Below are 17856 nucleotides of genomic sequence, written 5' to 3'. Positions count from 1 at the left end.
GACAGGCTTACTGGATCAGGCCGAATTCCCTGGCCAGTGCCTTGTAGTCAGCCACTTGCTTCTTCACATAGCCGTCCAGCTCTTCGCCGGTCATGGCGAACGGGAACAGCTCGCGCTGGTCTCGCAGCTTGGCGAAGTCCTCGGAGGCCAGCATCTTGTCGAACGAGGTCTTCCACCAGGCGTAGTCCTCGTCGCTCACTTTTGGCCCCAGGTAGAAGCCACGCACCACCGGCCAGACGATGTCGTAGCCCTGCTCCTTGGCAGTAGGGATGTCTTTCATTTCCGGCTCGTCCAGGCGGTTTTCAGAGAACACCGCGAGGATGCGCATGTTGCCGCTCTGGATGTGCGGCATGGAGTCGGAAATATCGGTAGAGCCGACCTGGATGTGGCCGCCCAACAACGCCGTGGCGATTTCGCCACCGCCCTCCAGGGCCACGTAGCGCAGGTCGCGCGGGTTTATGCCAGCGGCCTTGGCAATCAACGCAGTCTGCATCCAGTCCTGGCTGCCGACGGTACCGCCGGAACCGATCACGACCTTGCTCGGGTCTTTCTTCAGCGCCGCGACCAGGTCATCAAGGGTCTTGTAGGGTGAGTCGCTCTTCACCGCGATGGCACCGTAGCTGGTGCCGACGGCAGCCAGCCATTTCACTGCGTTTTCGTCGAAGCGGCCGAATTTGCCCTGAGCCAGATTAAGCAGTGAGCCGCTGGACCAGGCCACCAGCGTGCCGGCGTCTGCCGGGCGCTGGGCGACCACGGCGTTGTAGGCGACCGCGCCGACACCGCCGGGCATGTAGGTGACGCGCATCGGTTTGCTGAGGATTTTTTCCTGTACCAGTGCGCTTTGCACCAGCTTGCAGGTCAGGTCGAAGCCGCCGCCAGGGGAGGCGGGGGCAATGCATTCAGGGCGTTTCGGTTCTGCAGCGAGGGCGTTGCCGGCCAACAGCAGGCAGCCGGTAGCGAGGACGAGGCGGCGCAGTGAAAAGGTCATCGTCGATCTCCGTGAGCATTGTTGTTATTGGATTACCGCTAGGGGGTTACCACAGCGCCACGCTGTAGCTGACCAACAGCCTCACTTCATCCGCGTCACGGGCGAAGTTGGAGCGGAAGGTGGCGTTGCGCAGGCGCACGGCGACGTTCTTCAACGGGCCGCCTTGTACCACGTACTTCAGTTCGGTGTTGCGTTCCCACTCCTTGCCCTCGCCACCGGCAGCGCGGCTGACGTTGTCACCGCTGATGTAACGGGTCATGAAGGTCAGGCCCGGTACACCGAGCGCGGCGAAGTTGTAGTCGTAGCGCGCCTGCCAGGAGCGTTCGTCGGCACCGGCGAAGTCGTTGATCTGGACGAAGTTGACCAGGTACGGGTCGGCCCCATCCACATACGGGAAGGCACTTTCGCCAGACAGCTGCTGCCAGGCGGCGCTGACCTTGTGCCCGCCCAGGGCGTAGCTGAGCATGCCGTTGACGGTGGTGTTGTCGATGTTGCCGGCCTTGGCTGCACCGGCGTCGTCGCTGATGGCAAGGCGCAGGTCGGCACCCAAGGTGCCCGGGCCCCATGGCTGGGTGGCGACCATGCCGATGAAGTGCTGGCGGTAAATATCGTCGAGCTGGGCGAAGTGGTAGCTGCCGGTGATGCGGTCGGTGAACTGGTAGTCGAGCCCGCCCAGGGCCAGGTTGTCAGCGCTGAAGGTGCCACCGAAGCGGCCGTTCTTGTTGTTCAGCGCCAGGTCTTCCCAGTTGGTGTCGTTGCGGTCCTTGGCCTTGTCCAAACGGCCACCGGTGAAGGTCAGGCCCTTGATCTCCTTGGAGGTGAGCAGGCCGCCCTCGAAGGTTTGCGGCAGGATACGCCCGTCGTTGGGCTGCAGGGTCGGCAGCTCGGGAATCAGGGTGCCGATCTTGAGTTCAGTCTGGGAGATCTTCACCTTGCCGGTCAGGCCGAGCTTGGAGTATTCGTCAGCAGCCTTACCGTCATCGTGGGTCGGCAACAGGCCGCTGTCGGTGCGGTCAGGGCTGGAGTCGAGCTTGATGCCGAGCATGCCCAATGCGTCCAGGCCAAAGCCCACGGTGCCATCGGTGTAGCCGGACTCGAAATTGAGGATGAAGCCCTGGGCCCATTCATCGCGCTTGGATTGCTGCGCGCTGGTGCCGTCGCGGAAGTCGCGGTTGAAGTACATGTTGCGGGTTTCGAAGGTGGCCGTGCTGTCTTCGAAGAAGGCGGCCTGGCTCATCGGGGCGACACCGGCAAGCGCGAGGGCGCTGGCGATGGCTGAGGGGCGTGCGGCAAAGGAACGGGTAGGCGCGAACGCCTGCGGCTGCAATGACAGCATCGTCGATGACTCCGTTTATTGTTCTTATTCGTTGCACCTTGCTGGTGCTTTTCTCGGCGCGAAGGGCGACCGTGGTGCGATGCTAGGCAACGAACCTTTCGCTAACCTTTCAGCGAGAAAGGTTTGTCACGAGGGGCTTCACAGGCGTGGTGACAGCGGTACACTCCGCGCCACCGTCCCACCCGAGCCGGGGAGAATCCGATGCGTGTGCTACTGGTCGAAGACCACCTGCAACTGGCCGAAAGCGTGGCCCTGGCCTTGAAAAGCCATGGCCTGACCGTAGATGTGCTGCATGACGGCGTGGCTGCCGACCTGGCGCTGGCCAGTGAGGAATACGCCGTGGCCGTGCTGGATGTCGGCCTGCCGCGCATGGACGGCTTTGAGGTACTGGCGCGCTTGCGAGGCCGTGGCAAAACCTTGCCAGTGCTGATGCTGACTGCGCGCAGCGACGTCAAGGACCGGGTCCATGGCCTGAACCTGGGCGCCGACGATTATCTGGCCAAGCCGTTTGAGCTGACCGAGCTGGAAGCGCGGGTCAAGGCCTTGCTGCGCCGCAGTGTGCTCGGTGGCGAGCGCCAGCAACGGTGTGGGCCGTTGGTGTATGACCTGGACACCCGGCGCTTCACCCTCGGTGATGACAACCTGACGCTGACCTCACGCGAGCAGAGCGTGCTCGAAGCGCTGATCGCTCGCCCGGGCCGGGTGATGAGCAAGGAGCAGCTGGCTGCGCAGGTGTTTGGCCTGGACGAAGAAGCCAGCCCAGATGCCATCGAAATCTACATTCACCGCCTGCGCAAGAAGCTCGACGGGCACCCCGTAGCCATCGTCACTTTCCGTGGCCTGGGTTATTTGCTTGAGCACCGCGATGCGTGACAACGGCAGCCTGCGCGGGCGCTTACTGGGTAATTTGGCGCTGTTGCTGGTGGTGCTGATGCTGGCCAGCGGCCTTAGTGCCTACTGGAATGGCCGCGAGGCCGCCGACACCGCCTACGACCGCACCCTGCTGGCTTCGGCGAGGACCATCGCCGCTGGCCTGTCGCAGCGCGATGGTTCGTTGAGCGCGGATGTGCCCTACGTGGCGCTGGACACGTTCGCCTATGACAGTGCGGGGCGCATTTACTATCAGGTGCTGGATATCAAGCAAAGGCTGATTTCTGGCTACGAGAGCCTGCCGCCACCGCCGCCTGGCACGCCGCGCACCGATGACTATCCGGCATTGGCACGGTTCTACAACGCCACCTACCTTGGCCAGGACGTTCGTGTGGTCAGCCTGCTGAAACCGGTAAGCGAGCCGAACATGAACGGCATGGCAGAAATCCGCGTAGCCGAAACCGAGGAAGCGCGGGTGCGTATGGCCCGAGGGTTGATGGCCGATACCCTGCTGCGCCTGGGCATGCTGGCACTGGGGGCGTTGGTGATGGTGTGGTTTGCCGTGAGTGCCGCGTTGCGGCCGTTGGAGCGCCTGCGCACAGCGGTGGAAGAACGCCAGCCAGACGACTTGCGAGCATTGCCGGTGGTACAGGTCCAGCGTGAGCTGGGCCCGCTGGTGCGCGCCTTGAACCACTTTACCGAGCGCTTGCGCGGCCAGTTCGAGCGCCAGGCGCAGTTCATTGCCGACGCGGCCCACGAACTGCGAACGCCGCTGGCGGCGTTGAAGGCACGTGTCGAACTGGGCTTGCGCTCGGCCGAGCCGCAGGAGTGGCGCCAGACCTTGGAGTCCGCAGCTCAGGGCACCGACAGGCTGACCCACCTGGCCAACCAGCTATTGTCGCTGGCGCGGGTCGAGAATGGCGCACGGGCGATTGCCGAAGGCGGTGCGCAGCGTCTGGACTTGAGCCAGCTGGCCCGCGAGCTGGGCATGGCCATGGCGCCTTTAGCGCACAAGCGTGGGGTCGCGCTGGCGCTGGAGGCCGAGGCGCCGGTGTGGCTGAAGGGGGAGCCGACGTTGCTCAATGAGTTGTTGAGCAACCTGGTGGACAATGCCTTGGCGCATACGCCAGCGGGTGGCAATGTGATTTTGCGGGTAATGGCGCCGGCTGTGCTGGAAGTGGAAGACGACGGGCCAGGTATTCCCGAGGCCGAGCGCGAGCGGGTGTTCGAGCGGTTCTACCGGCGAAGTGCGCAGGGCAGTGGCTTAGGGCTGGCGATCGTTGGCGAGATCTGCCGGGCGCACCTGGCGCAGGTGAGCCTGCATGATGGCGAGAAGGGCGGGTTGCGGGTGCGGGTGAGTTTTATTGCGGATTGATGGTTTGCCTGCGTCGACCCTTTCGCGGGTTTACCGGCGAAAGGGCCATGGCAGGCTGCTACGGCTCAACGCAACATGCTCCGTGCTTCTAGCAGCTCGTCGACCTCCAGCTCGGTGCCAAACGGCAGGCCCAGATGGCGGTAAGCCGGCAGCGCAGCCAATGGCCGGTGGCGCCCGCGCTGACTGATGCAGCGGGCGATCTGCACGATGTCGATGTAATCAATCTTGTCAGTCTGGCGGTCCAGGTCATGAACCTGGCTCGGCAGGTTGACCAATTGCTCCGGAAACTCCCAGGCCTTGAGGATCTTGTCCCCCAGCACCGGCTGGAGTTGCTCGATCACGTAATGCAGGCAAACCGGGTCGGACAGCAGTTCGTTGTGCTCTTCGGCATAGATGAGTACCGGCAGCGCGCCAATCTGGTTGACCAGCCCACCCAAGGTGGCCTGGTCAGGCTTGAGAGGTGTAAAGCGGCGGCAGATTTCGTAGCTGATGCCTGCCACTTCCAGGCTACTGGCCCAGATATCACGCAGTTTCTGCTCGACTGCCGGCGAGCGGGCATGGAAAATCTGCTCGATCACCAGGCCGATGGCCAGGTTGCAGCTGTAGTTGATGCCTAGCCGCGTGATGGCGGTATGCAGGTCGGTAACCTCGACCGCAGCACGCAACAGTGGGCTGTTGACGACCTTGATCAGGCGCGCTGAAAGGGCCGCGTCGCGGCCGATCACCTTGCTCAGGGCCGCTACGCTGATCTCGCTGTCTTCTGCTGCTTCGCGGATGCTCAAGGCAACCTCGGGCAGGGTTGGCAGGACCAGGTCATCCTTTTCGATGGCGTCGAGCAATTGTGCTTGAACCAACTCGGCCAGCTTGTTCATGGGCATGTCTACCGCAATGGTGGTGCGGCCCCGCCACAGGGGTGGGGCAGGCTGGTCAGCGCTGGATTTCCCGGTCGCGGTCCAATTCGTAAGGCAGTGTCAGCACCTGCAGGCGCGGGCCTTCGAGGCTGCCCAGGTGCAGGTTGCCGTCTTCCACCGCCTCGGCGCTGAGCACTGCGAGCAGTTCGCAACCGGCGCCGTTGCCGGCTGCGATGACCACTTCACCGACCGACGACCCGTGGGTGGGCGAGAAGATCTCGGCGCCCGGGGCCGGAATGGCCTGCTGGTCCAGGGCCAGCCGGTACTGGCGGCGCTTGAGTTTGCCCAGGTACTGCATGCGAGCGACGATTTCCTGGCCGGTGTAGCAGCCTTTCTTGAAACTGACGCCGTCGACGGCCTGCAGGTTGATCATCTGCGGGATGAACAGTTCACGGGTCGGGCCCATGACCTGGCCGATACCTGCGCGAATCTGGCCCAGCAACCAGTCGTTGAGGGAGCCCTCGGGTAGCGCAGCGGCAAGGGCTTGGCGTACAGGCTCGGCGTCAGCCGACGGCACCCACAGCTCAACCCGGCCGGCGGACACGGCGATCGCGATCAGCCCGTCATGGCGCACGGTGCTACCGGCGGCTGCCGGCACGACAAGCCCCAGCGCCTGCAGTGCAGTGTCGCCATCTTGCAGGCCGAAGCGGGCCCATGCGGTGCTTTCGTCGGTCAGCGTGGCCTTGGAGAACACGGCGTACTTTTTCAGGTCGGCCAGTTGCGCGTCGAGCAGTTCGCTGGCCATGGCCAGCAAGTAGCCGTTGCCCTCGGGCACTATGCGGAAGCTCGATTGCATGCGCCCCTTGACCATGCAGCGGGCGCCGAGACTGGCGTGTTCCTGGCTGAGGTAGTTGATGTTGCAGGTCAGCTGGCCTTGCAGGAACTTGCCTGCATCGGAGCCGCGGACGGCGAGGATGCCCTCGTGGGACAGGGGGCAGAAGAAAGCGGAATCGGCCATGGGTCATCGCGGTGGCTAAAGACTGGCGGCCATCATAGAACGCCGGTAACAAAATAGGTAGGTGACTAGACCAACGCCCGGTGTCGCTTCGCGCGCCGGGCTGTATACTGGCGGCCCATTCGAGGAGGGCCCCATGGTCGAACAAACTGAACTCAACCGGCTTTTCTGGCACAGCCGCCGCGGCATGCTGGAACTGGACGTACTGCTGGTGCCTTTCACCCAGGAAGTCTACCCCACCCTCAATGAGACCGACCGTGAACTGTACGTGCGTCTCCTGAGCTGCGAGGATCAGGACATGTTCGGCTGGTTCATGGAGCGCACCGAGTCCGAAGACCCGGAACTGCAGCGTATGGTCCGCATCATTCTGGACCGTGTCCAGCCCAAGTGAGTGTTTCGAGTGCCGTTGGCAAGGCTCGCGCCTGCTGCTGGCGGCCTACCTGGCTTGTCAGGTGCTGGCGTGGCTTGCCGTGTGGGCGAGCCCGCTACCCGGGTGGCTGGCCTTTTCCGTTGTCGCCGCCTGTATGGTCCACGCTGGCTGGGCCATTCCCCGACGTATTCTGTTGACCCATGAGCATGCTGTAGTCGGCCTGCGCCGTGATGTGCGGGGCTGGCAGGTGTTCAGCCGTGCCTGTGGGTGGCAGCCGGTGAAGTTGTGTCGAGACAGCGTGGCTTTGCCGTGGATCGTGGTGTTGCGTTTTGAGCGGGCAGGGCGGTGGGTAGGGCAGAGCCAGTGCCTTCCCCCGGATGCGCTGGGGCCGGATGAGCATCGGCGATTGCGCGTGCGATTGAAGTTCAGCCGTCGGCGCTGGGCCGCGGTGAGCCGGGCATAGATCGGGACCGGGTCAGTTTCTTCGCGGGCTCGCCCGTTCCCACAGCGGTTCAACTGCCTCGCAGCTTGTGGGGCCGGGCGAGCTCGCGAACGCCGCAACGCCGTTTTCAGAGCGGGCTAAGGATGGTGTCCTTGGCCTCGTCCAGCATCCCTGGATAATCCAGTGTGTAATGCAACCCACGGCTTTCCTTGCGCTGCATGGCGGACAGGATCATCAGCTCGGCCACTTGCGCCAGGTTGCGCAGCTCGATCAGGTCACGGCTGACCTTGTAGTTGCTGTAGAACTCGTCGATTTCATCCAGCAGCAGGCGAATGCGGTGCTGGGCCCGCTGCAGGCGCTTGCTGGTGCGCACGATGCCGACGTAGTCCCACATGAAGCGCCGCAGTTCGTCCCAGTTGTGCGCAATGATCACGTCCTCGTCCGAGTCGGTCACCTGGCTGGCGTCCCAGCCGGGCAGGGCCTTGGGCATGGCCACCTGCCCCAGGTGCGCCTGGATGTCGGCAGCGGCGGCGCGACCGTACACAAAACATTCCAGCAGCGAGTTGCTGGCCATGCGGTTGGCGCCGTGCAGGCCGGTGAAACTGGTTTCGCCGATGGCATACAAGCCGGGCACATCGGTGTGGCCGCAGTCGTCGACCATCACCCCGCCGCAGGTGTAATGCGCCGCAGGTACCACCGGGATCGGCTGGCGGGTGATATCGATGCCAAAAGCCAGGCAGCGCTCGTACACGGTGGGGAAGTGGCTCTTGATGAAGTCTGCAGGCTTGTGAGTGATGTCCAGGTATACGCAGTCCACGCCCAGGCGCTTCATCTCGTGGTCGATGGCGCGGGCCACGATGTCCCGTGGGGCCAGCTCTTCGCGTGGGTCGAAGCGTGGCATGAAGCGTTCGCCGTTGGGCAGGCGCAGCAGGGCGCCCTCGCCGCGCAGGGCTTCGGTGATCAGGAAGCTCTTGGCCTGCGGGTGATACAGGCAGGTGGGGTGGAACTGGTTGAATTCCAGGTTCGCCACCCGGCAGCCGGCCCGCCAGGCCATGGCGATACCGTCGCCGCAGGCACCATCGGGGTTGCTGGTATAGAGGTAGACCTTGGCTGCACCGCCCGTGGCCAGCACGGTGAAGCGCGCGCCGAACGTGTCTACCTCGCCGGTGTTGCGGTTGAGCACATAGGCGCCCAGGCAACGTTCGCCGGGCAGGCCCAGGCGGCGCTCAGTGATCAGGTCGACCGCCACCCGTTGGTCCAGCAGCTGGATGTTCGGGCGCTGGCGAGCCTGTTCCAGCAGCGTGGTAAAAATTGCCGCGCCGGTAGCATCGGCGGCATGGATGATGCGCCGGTGGCTGTGGCCCCCTTCACGGGTGAGATGGAACTCGAAGCCGCCATCGTCGACGCTGTAGTGCTCATCGCGGGTGAAGGGCACGCCTTGCTCGATCAGCCACTGGATCGCTTCGCGGCTGTGCTCGACGGTAAAGCGCACCGCGTCTTCATGGCACAGCCCGCCGCCGGCATTGAGGGTGTCCTCGACATGCGACTGCACAGTATCGGTGTTGTCCAGCACTGCAGCGACGCCGCCCTGGGCCCAGAAGGTCGAGCCGTTGGCCAGGTCGCCCTTGCTCAACACGGCAACGCGCAGGTGGCTGGGGAGGTTAAGTGCCAGGCTGAGACCGGCGGCACCGCTGCCGATCACCAGGACATCATGTTGGAATTGTTGGCTCATGTCGGGACACTAGTAATCTTTAGGAGGGGCACGGCACAATGGTCACGCGCGGATGGCATTGTGAAACTATCGTTAAACGTGACCGGGATGCCTTTATAGCAGCCCCGGGTGGCCAATTTCCATGCTACTTGCCAGGTTGCGACGACCTTTGTGGGAACTTTCCGACATGGCCGGAAATCCTATGAAGGCTGCCCGTACGCCACACTTTGCCGCGGCGACGCAGGGCGGCAGGCCTTTCCGGGCTTTACCCCTGCGTATTTGAAACCTGATTATCGACGTAGCCGGCCGTGACCGCGCCGCGTCTTCCGTGCAAGCCGACCAAGGGCTGCAGGAAACTTGCTTGGAGGGGAGAACTTTTGCGCAAAGCCCGAGTCTATGTTTGCAAGCCTGAGCGATGGCTGATGCAACGCTCCTTCGAGTTCACTGAGGAGTGTTCATGCTAACCCAGGAAGAGGATCAGCAGCTTGTCGAGCGCGTTCAGCGCGGCGACAGGCGAGCTTTCGATCTGTTGGTGCTGAAGTATCAGCACAAGATTCTCGGGTTGATCGTGCGGTTTGTCCACGATACCCACGAGGCCCAGGATGTAGCACAGGAAGCCTTCATCAAGGCCTACCGTGCGCTTGGCAACTTCCGCGGCGACAGTGCGTTTTATACGTGGCTGTACCGCATCGCCATCAACACGGCGAAGAACTACCTGGTGTCCCGTGGAAGACGGCCGCCAGACAGTGATGTGAGCTCCGAGGATGCGGAGTTTTACGACGGCGATCATGGTCTCAAGGATCTCGAGTCCCCAGAGCGCTCGTTGTTGCGGGATGAAATCGAAGGCACTGTCCATCGCACCATCCAGCAACTGCCCGAAGACCTGCGTACGGCATTGACGCTACGCGAGTTCGACGGGCTGAGTTACGAAGACATTGCCAGTGTCATGCAATGTCCGGTGGGTACCGTGCGCTCTCGAATCTTCCGCGCTCGGGAGGCCATAGATAAAGCCCTGCAGCCGTTGTTGCAGGAAACCTGAGACAGCGGCGACAGCGCCAAGAGAGGAACCGCCATGAGTCGTGAAGCTTTGCAGGAATCGCTGTCCGCGGTGATGGATAACGAAGCGGATGAACTGGAACTGCGTCGTGTATTGAACGCCGTCGACGAAGCCGAAACACGTGCCACCTGGTCGCGTTACCAGGTTGCCCGTGCAGCCATGCACAAGGAGCTGCTGCTGCCTAACCTGGATATCGCCTCGGCGGTGTCCGCCGCGCTGGCCGACGAAGCGGTGCCCGCCAAGGTCAAGAAAGGCCCATGGCGCAGCATTGGCCGTCTGGCGGTAGCCGCCTCGGTTACCGTGGCGGTGTTGGCGGGTGTGCGCATGTACAACCAGGACGAAATCACAGGTGCTGAGCTTGCTGCCCAGCAGCCTGTCCAGCAGGGCCTGAGTGTGCCACAAGCGCAAGGCCCGGCCGTTTTGGCAGGCTATAGTGAGATCAGTGAGCAACCGACCGGGCCGATGGCCAATGGCGTGCTGCAGAACCAGGCCGGCTGGGACAAGAGCCTGCCAGGCTACCTGCGCCAGCATGCCCAGGAATCTGCGCTCAAGGGCACTGAAACCGCATTGCCGTATGCCCGCGCCGCCAGCCTGGAAAACCGTTAAGTAAGGAGGATCATGCGCGCGCTACCTCTCCTGTCGCTGCTGATTGGCAGCTGCATGACGGTGCCAGCATTGGCGGCCAATTCTTCGCCTGAGGCGAGTGAGTGGCTGAACAAGCTGGCACAGGCCGAGCAAAAACAGAGCTATCAAGGGTCGTTCGTCTACGAACGCAACGGCAGTTTCTCCTCCCACGACATCTGGCACAGGGTCGAGGACGGCAAGGTCAGCGAGCGGTTGTTGCAGCTTGATGGCGCCGCCCAGGAAATCGTGCGCGTGGATGGCAGGGTGGAGTGCGTCAGCGGGGCCTTGGCCAGCAGTGTCACGGCGCCGCCGGATACCGCACCGCGTGTGCTTGATCCGCTGAAACTGATGGGCTGGTACGACTTGAGCGTTGCAGGCAAGTCACGGGTCGCCGGGCGCGATGCCGTGATCATTACGCTCACGCCACGCGACCAGCATCGCTATGCATTCGAACTGCATCTGGACCGTCGTTCGGGTTTGCCGCTGCGTTCGTTGATGCTCAACGACAAGGGTCAGTTGCTCGAACGCTTCCAGATGACCCGTCTCGATACCGATGATGTCCCCAACGACGCAGACCTGCGTCCCGGTGCTGCCTGCAAGCCGGTGCAGCATGTGGCGGCCGGCAGCAATGATAGCGTCGCGGGTTGGCGTTCGGACTGGCTGCCACCCGGTTTCGAACTGGTCAACAGCGCAGTGCGCCCGGATGCCAAGCGCAACAGTTCGGTCAGCAGCTTGATGTATGACGACGGCCTGGCGCGTTTTTCGGTATTCATCGAGAAAGTGAGCGATGATGGCGGCACCGACATGCGCACCCAGTTAGGCCCGACCTCGGCAGTTTCGCGTCGCCTGAATACGCCTAGGGGCAAAGTGATGGTGACCGTGGTTGGCGAAATTCCGCTGGGTACAGCAGAACGCGTCGCGCTGTCGATGCGCCCTCAGGATGCCCAGGCGCGCCAATAATGGCGCGCTTTTGCGTACCGAGCCAAGGCGGGCGGGTATACGGCTGAAATGAAATTAAAGCATTGTCATTTGCAATCCATCGGCAAATTTTCTATAGGTCAGGCTTTGAAGAGCCTGGCCTTTTCTGCTTTGTGCAGGGGTCTTTCCAAACTACCGCTCGTTGTGACGGGAGTCGTATGTCAATACCACGCTTGAAATCCTACCTAATGATGTTTGCTGCTGTGCTCATGCTCGGCCAAGTCCTCACTGCCCAGGCCGAGGAAGCCCTGCCGGACTTCACCACCCTGGTGGAGCAGGCTTCGCCGGCGGTAGTCAACATCAGTACCAAGCAGAAGCTGCCTGACCGCCGAATCGCCGCAGGCCAGATGCCGGACCTGGAAGGCCTGCCGCCGATGTTCCGCGAGTTCTTCGAGCGCAACATGCCCCAGCAGCCGCGCTCGCCGCGCGGCGACCGCCAGCGCGAGGCGCAGTCGCTGGGCTCGGGTTTCATCATCTCCAGTGATGGCTACGTGCTCACCAATAACCATGTGGTGGCCGATGCCGACGAGATCATCGTCCGCCTGTCGGACCGCAGCGAGCTGCAGGCCAAGCTGGTTGGTACCGACCCGCGTACTGACGTGGCGCTGCTGAAGGTCGATGGCAAGAACCTGCCAACGGTGAAGCTGGGCGACTCCGAGAAGCTGAAGGTGGGCGAGTGGGTTCTGGCCATCGGTTCGCCGTTCGGCTTCGACCATTCGGTGACCAAAGGTATCGTCAGCGCCAAGGGCCGGACCCTGCCCAATGACACCTACGTACCGTTCATCCAGACCGACGTGGCCATCAACCCGGGTAACTCCGGCGGCCCACTGTTCAACATGAAAGGCGAAGTGGTGGGTATCAACTCGCAGATCTTCACCCGTTCTGGCGGTTTCATGGGCCTGTCGTTCGCCATCCCGATCGATGTGGCGATCGATGTTTCCAACCAGCTGAAGAAAGACGGCAAGGTCAGCCGTGGCTGGCTGGGCGTGGTCATTCAGGAGGTCAACAAGGACCTGGCTGAATCGTTCGGTCTGGACAAGCCGGCGGGCGCCCTGGTGGCCCAGGTACTGGAAAACGGCCCGGCAGCCAAAGGCGGCCTGCAGGTGGGCGACGTGATCCTCAGCATGAACGGCCAGCCAATCGTCATGTCGGCCGATCTGCCGCACCTGGTTGGCAGCCTCAAGGATGGCGAGAAGGCCCGGCTGGAAATCATCCGCAACGGCAAGCGCCAGAACCTGGACATCAGCGTCGGTGCACTGCCGGACGACGATGTCGACATCGGCACCGGTGCCGAAGGGGGCGTCGAGCGTAGCAGCAACCGCCTGGGTGTATCGGTCGCCGACCTGACCGCCGAGCAGAAAAAGTCCCTGGAGCTCAAAGGTGGCGTGGTCATCAAGGAAGTGCAGGATGGCCCGGCAGCCATGATCGGCTTGCGCCCGGGTGATGTCATCAGCCATCTGAACAACCAGGCCATCGGTTCGGCGAAGGAATTCACCGAAATCGCCAAGGAACTGCCGAAGAACCGTTCTGTATCGATGCGCGTGCTGCGTCAGGGCCGCGCCAGCTTCATCACCTTCAAGCTTGCTGAATAAGCGGTTTCGCAAGGCGAAAGGGCAGCTTCGGCTGCCCTTTTTCATGAATCTTCACAATTGCCAGAAGGATTGCTGTGTACAGTCGGACAGAGGAATCTCCCATAACCCAGCAGCTTAAGGTACAATTCCCGGCTATTTTTCGGCGGGCGTCCGGCTCGCAGCCTTTTCGAGTGTTGACCCGTGAGTGATTTGAGTCATATCCGCAATTTCTCCATCATCGCCCACATCGACCATGGCAAGTCGACGCTGGCTGACCGTTTCATTCAAATGTGCGGTGGCCTGTCTGCGCGCGAGATGGAAGCCCAGGTGCTCGATTCCATGGACCTGGAGCGTGAGCGCGGTATCACCATCAAGGCCCACAGCGTCACGCTTCACTACAAGGCGCAGGACGGCAAGACCTACCAGCTGAACTTCATCGATACCCCCGGCCACGTCGACTTCACCTACGAAGTTTCGCGCTCGCTGGCGGCCTGTGAAGGGGCGCTGCTGGTGGTTGACGCCGGCCAGGGCGTGGAAGCCCAGTCCGTAGCCAACTGCTACACCGCCATCGAGCAGGGCCTGGAGGTCATGCCGGTCCTGAACAAGATGGACCTGCCCCAAGCCGACCCGGACCGCGTCAAGGACGAGATCGAGAAGATCATCGGGATCGATGCCACCGACGCCGTAGCCTGCAGCGCCAAGAGTGGTATGGGCGTTGACGAGGTGCTCGAGCGCCTGGTGCAGACCATCCCCGCGCCAGAAGGTGAGATCGATGCACCGCTGCAAGCGCTGATCATCGACTCCTGGTTCGACAATTACCTGGGTGTGGTCTCGCTGGTGCGCGTGCGCCAGGGCCGCGTCAAGAAAGGCGACAAGATCCTGGTCAAGTCCACCGGCAAGGTGCACCTGGTCGACAGCGTCGGTGTCTTCACCCCGAAACACACCCAGACTGCTGATCTGAAAGCCGGTGAAGTAGGCTTCATCATCGCCAGCATCAAGGACATCCACGGTGCCCCGGTTGGCGACACCCTGACCCTGTCCTCGACCCCTGAGGTCGAGGTGTTGCCAGGCTTCAAGAAGATTCAGCCGCAGGTCTACGCCGGCCTGTTCCCGGTCAGCTCCGACGACTTCGAGGATTTCCGCGACGCTCTGCAGAAGCTGACCCTGAACGACTCCTCGCTGCAGTACATGCCGGAAAGCTCCGACGCGCTGGGCTTTGGCTTCCGTTGCGGTTTCCTGGGCATGTTGCACATGGAGATCATCCAGGAGCGCCTGGAGCGCGAATACGACCTGGACCTGATCACCACCGCACCTAGCGTTATCTATGAGCTGGAACTGAAAACCGGCGAAACCATCGTCGTCGACAACCCGTCCAAGCTGCCGGACGTCTCGGCTGTAGCCGACTTCCGCGAGCCGATCGTCACCGCGACCATCCTGGTTCCGCAGGAGCACCTGGGCAACGTCATCACCCTGTGCATCGAGAAGCGTGGCGTTCAGCGCGACATGCAGTTCCTCGGCAGCCAGGTGCAGGTGCGTTACGACATGCCGATGAACGAAGTGGTGCTCGACTTCTTCGACCGCCTCAAATCCACCAGCCGCGGCTATGCTTCGCTGGATTATCATTTCGATCGCTACCAGTCGGCCAACCTGGTCAAGCTGGACGTGCTGATCAACGGCGACAAGGTCGATGCCCTGGCATTGATCGTGCACCGCGACAACGCGGCCTACAAAGGCCGTGCGTTGACCGAGAAGATGAAGGAACTGATCCCTCGGCAGATGTTTGACGTAGCGATCCAGGCAGCCATCGGCGGCCAGATCATTGCGCGGACAACCGTCAAGGCGCTCAGAAAGAACGTACTGGCCAAGTGCTACGGTGGTGACGTCAGCCGTAAGAAGAAGCTGCTGGAGAAGCAGAAGGCCGGTAAGAAACGCATGAAACAGGTGGGCAATGTGGAAATTCCACAAGAAGCCTTCCTCGCCGTGCTCAGGTTGGATAGCTAGGTCCTATGTCGCTAAATTTCCCGCTGTTGCTAGTCATCGCCGTCTTCATCTGCGGTCTGCTGGGCTTGATCGACCTGCTGTTCCTGGCCCCGCGCCGGCGTGCGGCAATCGCCAACTATCAGGGCAGCGTCAGCCAGCCTGAGATGGCGGTGGTCGAACGGCTGAACAAGGAGCCGTTGCTGGTCGAGTACGGCAAGTCGTTCTTCCCGGTGCTGTTCATCGTGCTGGTGCTGCGTTCGTTCCTGGTCGAGCCGTTCCAGATCCCTTCGGGATCGATGAAGCCGACCCTGGAAGTGGGCGACTTCATCCTGGTGAACAAGTTCTCGTACGGCATTCGCCTGCCGGTGATCGACAAGAAGGTCATCGAGGTCGGTGACCCGCAACGCGGGGATGTGATGGTGTTCCGCTACCCGAGCGACCCGAATGTCAATTACATCAAGCGTGTGGTTGGCCTGCCGGGCGACGTAGTCCGTTACACCAACGACAAGCAGCTGTTCGTCAACGGCCAGCCCGTTGTCGAACAACTGGTGGGCAGCGAGCCGGGTACCCTGGGCAGCGCTCAGCTGTACAAGGAAAAGCTCGGCGCGGCCGAACACCTGATCCGCAAGGAAATGAGCCGTTATCGCATGCCGCCGGACCAGCAGTGGACCGTCCCTGCGGGCCATTACTTCATGATGGGCGACAACCGCGACAACTCCAACGATAGCCGTTTCTGGGATGACCCGAACATTCCCAAGGAACTGCACGGCATGGTTCCGGATCGGAACATTGTCGGCAAGGCCTTCGCGGTGTGGATGAGCTGGCCAGAGCCCAAACTCAGCCACCTGCCCAACCTGTCGCGGGTTGGCCTGATCCATTGATACCCATCGGCGCTGTCCAGCAGACAGCGCCGAATGCATTTCTGACATAGGCTGTGTTCTCAGGGATTGGGAGATTCGTCGCACATCAAGCGGCGGACCACAGCCAAACAGTCTTTCAGGATGTTGATTTGAACAACGCGTTGAACAACGATCGGGTGGCCGCATGAGTGCTTCCCTTGCCGGTCTGGAGCGAAAGCTCGGTTACACCTTCAAGAACCAGGACCAGATGCTCCTGGCACTGACCCATCGCAGTTACGCCGGGCGCAATAATGAGCGCCTGGAATTTCTCGGTGACGCCATTCTCAACTTCGTTGCCGGCGAAGCGCTGTTCGAGCGTTTTCCGCAGGCCCGCGAAGGCCAGTTGTCGCGGCTGCGTGCGCGGTTGGTCAAGGGCGAGACCCTGGCCCGTCTGGCCCGGGGTTTTGATCTGGGCGATTACCTGCGCCTGGGTTCCGGAGAACTCAAAAGTGGCGGCTTTCGCCGTGAGTCGATCCTGGCCGACGCCCTGGAGGCACTGATTGGTGCCATCTACCTGGACGCTGACATGGATACCGCCCGGGAGCGCATCCTGGCCTGGCTGGCCGATGAGTTCGAAGGCCTGACACTGGTCGACACCAATAAAGATCCGAAAACCCGCTTGCAAGAGTTCCTGCAGTCGCGCAGCTGTGAGCTGCCGCGTTACGAAGTCGTGGATATCCAGGGTGAACCACACTGCCGGACCTTCTTCGTCGAATGCGAAGTGGTACTGCTGAACAACAAGAGCCGTGGTCAAGGCGTTAGCCGGCGTATTGCCGAGCAAGTCGCCGCCGCGTCTGCACTGATCGCCCTGGGCGTGGAGAATGGCAATGACTGATAGCAACCCGACCCGCTGCGGCTACGTAGCCATTGTTGGCCGTCCCAACGTCGGCAAGTCGACCCTGCTCAACCACATCCTGGGCCAGAAGCTGGCGATTACCTCGCGAAAGCCGCAGACCACCCGCCACAACATGCTCGGCATCAAGACCGAAGGTGATGTGCAGGCGATCTATGTCGATACCCCCGGTATGCACAAGGCCAACGACAAGGCACTGAACCGCTACATGAACCGCAACGCCTCGGCGGCCCTGAAGGACGTCGACGTGGTTATCTTCGTGGTCGACCGTACCAAGTGGACCGACGAGGACCAACTGGTTCTGGAGCGCGTGCAGTATGTGACCGGCCCGCTGATCATCGCGGTCAACAAGACCGACCGTATGGAAGAGAAAGCCGAGTTGATCCCGCACCTGCAGTGGCTCCAAGAGCAACTGCCGAACGCCGAGGTGATGCCGATTTCCGCGCAGCAGGGGCACAATCTCGAGGCGCTGGAAGCACAGATCGCCAAGTACCTGCCCGAGAACGATCATTTCTTCCCCGAAGACCAGATCACCGACCGTAGCAGCCGCTTCCTCGCCGCTGAACTGGTACGCGAGAAGATCATGCGCCAGTTGGGTGCGGAGCTGCCGTACCAGATCACCGTGGAGATCGAGGAATTCAAGCAGCAGGGCCATGTGCTGCACATCCACGCGTTGATTCTGGTGGAGCGCGACGGCCAGAAGAAAATCATCATTGGTGACAAGGGTGAGCGCATCAAGCGCATTGGTTCCGAGGCGCGCAAAGACATGGAAGTGCTGTTCGATTCCAAGGTCATGCTCAACCTGTGGGTCAAGGTGAAGGGTGGCTGGTCCGACGACGAGCGCGCACTGCGTTCGCTGGGCTACGGCGACCTGTAAGCCGCGCGCTGGTCCCTGTAGGCGCGGCCTTGTGTCGCGATAGGGCTGCGCAGCAGCCC

The 17856-nt window shown here is 62.1% G+C and carries 17 protein-coding genes; 12 read left to right on the top strand and 5 right to left on the bottom strand.

The annotated features are described in order from the left end of the window. Window positions 1-7: 7 nt before the first annotated feature. Entirely contained in the window at window positions 8-988 is a 981-nt protein-coding gene (locus LVS58_RS05260; protein WP_233690161.1) for a Bug family tripartite tricarboxylate transporter substrate binding protein, read from the bottom strand. 46 nt (window positions 989-1034) lie between these two features. Further along, the gene (locus tag LVS58_RS05255; RefSeq protein ID WP_233690160.1) at window positions 1035-2324 is read right to left on the bottom strand and encodes an OprD family porin; all 1290 of its coding nucleotides are present in this window, start codon (window positions 2322-2324) and stop codon (window positions 1035-1037) included. Window positions 2325-2525: 201 nt separating this feature from the next. Between LVS58_RS05255 and LVS58_RS05250 the strand changes: the two genes are divergently transcribed. Both LVS58_RS05250 and LVS58_RS05245 read left to right on the top strand, forming a co-directional pair. Continuing rightward, window positions 2526-3197, top strand: coding sequence for a response regulator (locus LVS58_RS05250; protein WP_010952527.1), 672 nt, complete (start codon window positions 2526-2528; stop codon window positions 3195-3197). After that, the gene (locus LVS58_RS05245; RefSeq protein WP_233690159.1) at window positions 3190-4569 is read left to right on the top strand and encodes a sensor histidine kinase; all 1380 of its coding nucleotides are present in this window, start codon (window positions 3190-3192) and stop codon (window positions 4567-4569) included. Before LVS58_RS05250 ends, LVS58_RS05245 begins: the two co-directional genes overlap by 8 nt. A 65-nt stretch (window positions 4570-4634) precedes the next feature. Here the strand turns inward: LVS58_RS05245 and LVS58_RS05240 are convergent, their stop codons facing one another. Both LVS58_RS05240 and ygfZ read right to left on the bottom strand, forming a co-directional pair. Next, window positions 4635-5441 carry an HDOD domain-containing protein gene (locus LVS58_RS05240; protein ID WP_161774364.1) on the bottom strand — a complete coding sequence of 269 codons (807 nt, stop codon included), beginning with the start codon at window positions 5439-5441 and terminating at the stop codon, window positions 4635-4637. 55 nt (window positions 5442-5496) lie between these two features. Then, the gene (gene ygfZ / locus LVS58_RS05235; RefSeq protein WP_233690158.1) at window positions 5497-6438 is read right to left on the bottom strand and encodes a CAF17-like 4Fe-4S cluster assembly/insertion protein YgfZ; all 942 of its coding nucleotides are present in this window, start codon (window positions 6436-6438) and stop codon (window positions 5497-5499) included. A 133-nt stretch (window positions 6439-6571) separates the two neighbouring features. Between ygfZ and LVS58_RS05230 the strand changes: the two genes are divergently transcribed. Together LVS58_RS05230 and LVS58_RS05225 are read left to right on the top strand one after the other, a co-directional pair. Continuing rightward, entirely contained in the window at window positions 6572-6826 is a 255-nt protein-coding gene (locus LVS58_RS05230; RefSeq protein ID WP_003252043.1) for an FAD assembly factor SdhE, read from the top strand. After that, window positions 6810-7268 (top strand): protein YgfX, encoded by a 459-nt coding sequence (locus LVS58_RS05225; protein WP_233690157.1) that lies wholly within the window; start codon window positions 6810-6812, stop codon window positions 7266-7268. The genes LVS58_RS05230 and LVS58_RS05225 overlap by 17 nt, the downstream gene beginning before the upstream one ends. A gap of 106 nt (window positions 7269-7374) precedes the next feature. Here the strand turns inward: LVS58_RS05225 and nadB are convergent, their stop codons facing one another. Beyond that, window positions 7375-8979 carry an L-aspartate oxidase gene (gene nadB / locus LVS58_RS05220; RefSeq protein WP_233690156.1) on the bottom strand — a complete coding sequence of 535 codons (1605 nt, stop codon included), beginning with the start codon at window positions 8977-8979 and terminating at the stop codon, window positions 7375-7377. Between the two features lie 436 nt (window positions 8980-9415). On the opposite strand from nadB, the gene rpoE reads away from it, so the two are divergent. From rpoE to era, 8 genes are all read left to right on the top strand, one after another. Next, a complete protein-coding gene (rpoE, locus tag LVS58_RS05215; protein WP_003252049.1) occupies window positions 9416-9997 on the top strand; it encodes an RNA polymerase sigma factor RpoE in 582 nt (193 codons plus the stop codon). Between the two features lie 33 nt (window positions 9998-10030). Continuing rightward, window positions 10031-10621, top strand: coding sequence for a sigma-E factor negative regulatory protein (locus LVS58_RS05210; protein WP_233690155.1), 591 nt, complete (start codon window positions 10031-10033; stop codon window positions 10619-10621). A 12-nt stretch (window positions 10622-10633) separates the two neighbouring features. Beyond that, window positions 10634-11599, top strand: a complete 966-nt coding sequence (locus tag LVS58_RS05205; protein WP_233690154.1) for a MucB/RseB C-terminal domain-containing protein — start codon at window positions 10634-10636, stop codon at window positions 11597-11599. 206 nt (window positions 11600-11805) lie between these two features. Beyond that, window positions 11806-13209 (top strand): DegQ family serine endoprotease, encoded by a 1404-nt coding sequence (locus LVS58_RS05200; RefSeq protein ID WP_442796438.1) that lies wholly within the window; start codon window positions 11806-11808, stop codon window positions 13207-13209. Between the two features lie 180 nt (window positions 13210-13389). Continuing rightward, window positions 13390-15189 carry a translation elongation factor 4 gene (gene lepA, locus LVS58_RS05195; protein ID WP_233690152.1) on the top strand — a complete coding sequence of 600 codons (1800 nt, stop codon included), beginning with the start codon at window positions 13390-13392 and terminating at the stop codon, window positions 15187-15189. 5 nt (window positions 15190-15194) lie between these two features. Further along, window positions 15195-16049 carry a signal peptidase I gene (gene lepB, locus LVS58_RS05190; RefSeq protein WP_233690151.1) on the top strand — a complete coding sequence of 285 codons (855 nt, stop codon included), beginning with the start codon at window positions 15195-15197 and terminating at the stop codon, window positions 16047-16049. Between the two features lie 163 nt (window positions 16050-16212). Next, window positions 16213-16902 carry a ribonuclease III gene (rnc, locus tag LVS58_RS05185; protein ID WP_003252059.1) on the top strand — a complete coding sequence of 230 codons (690 nt, stop codon included), beginning with the start codon at window positions 16213-16215 and terminating at the stop codon, window positions 16900-16902. Beyond that, the gene (gene era, locus LVS58_RS05180; RefSeq protein ID WP_233690150.1) at window positions 16895-17797 is read left to right on the top strand and encodes a GTPase Era; all 903 of its coding nucleotides are present in this window, start codon (window positions 16895-16897) and stop codon (window positions 17795-17797) included. Before rnc ends, era begins: the two co-directional genes overlap by 8 nt. Window positions 17798-17856 lie beyond the last annotated feature (59 nt).

This window comes from Pseudomonas sp. JR33AA, assembly GCF_021378985.1.
GTDB classification, from domain to species: Bacteria; Pseudomonadota; Gammaproteobacteria; order Pseudomonadales; family Pseudomonadaceae; genus Aquipseudomonas; species Aquipseudomonas alloputida.
The sequence above is the reverse complement of the archived record's forward strand: the minus strand, read 5'-3'. Positions and strand labels throughout refer to the sequence as shown.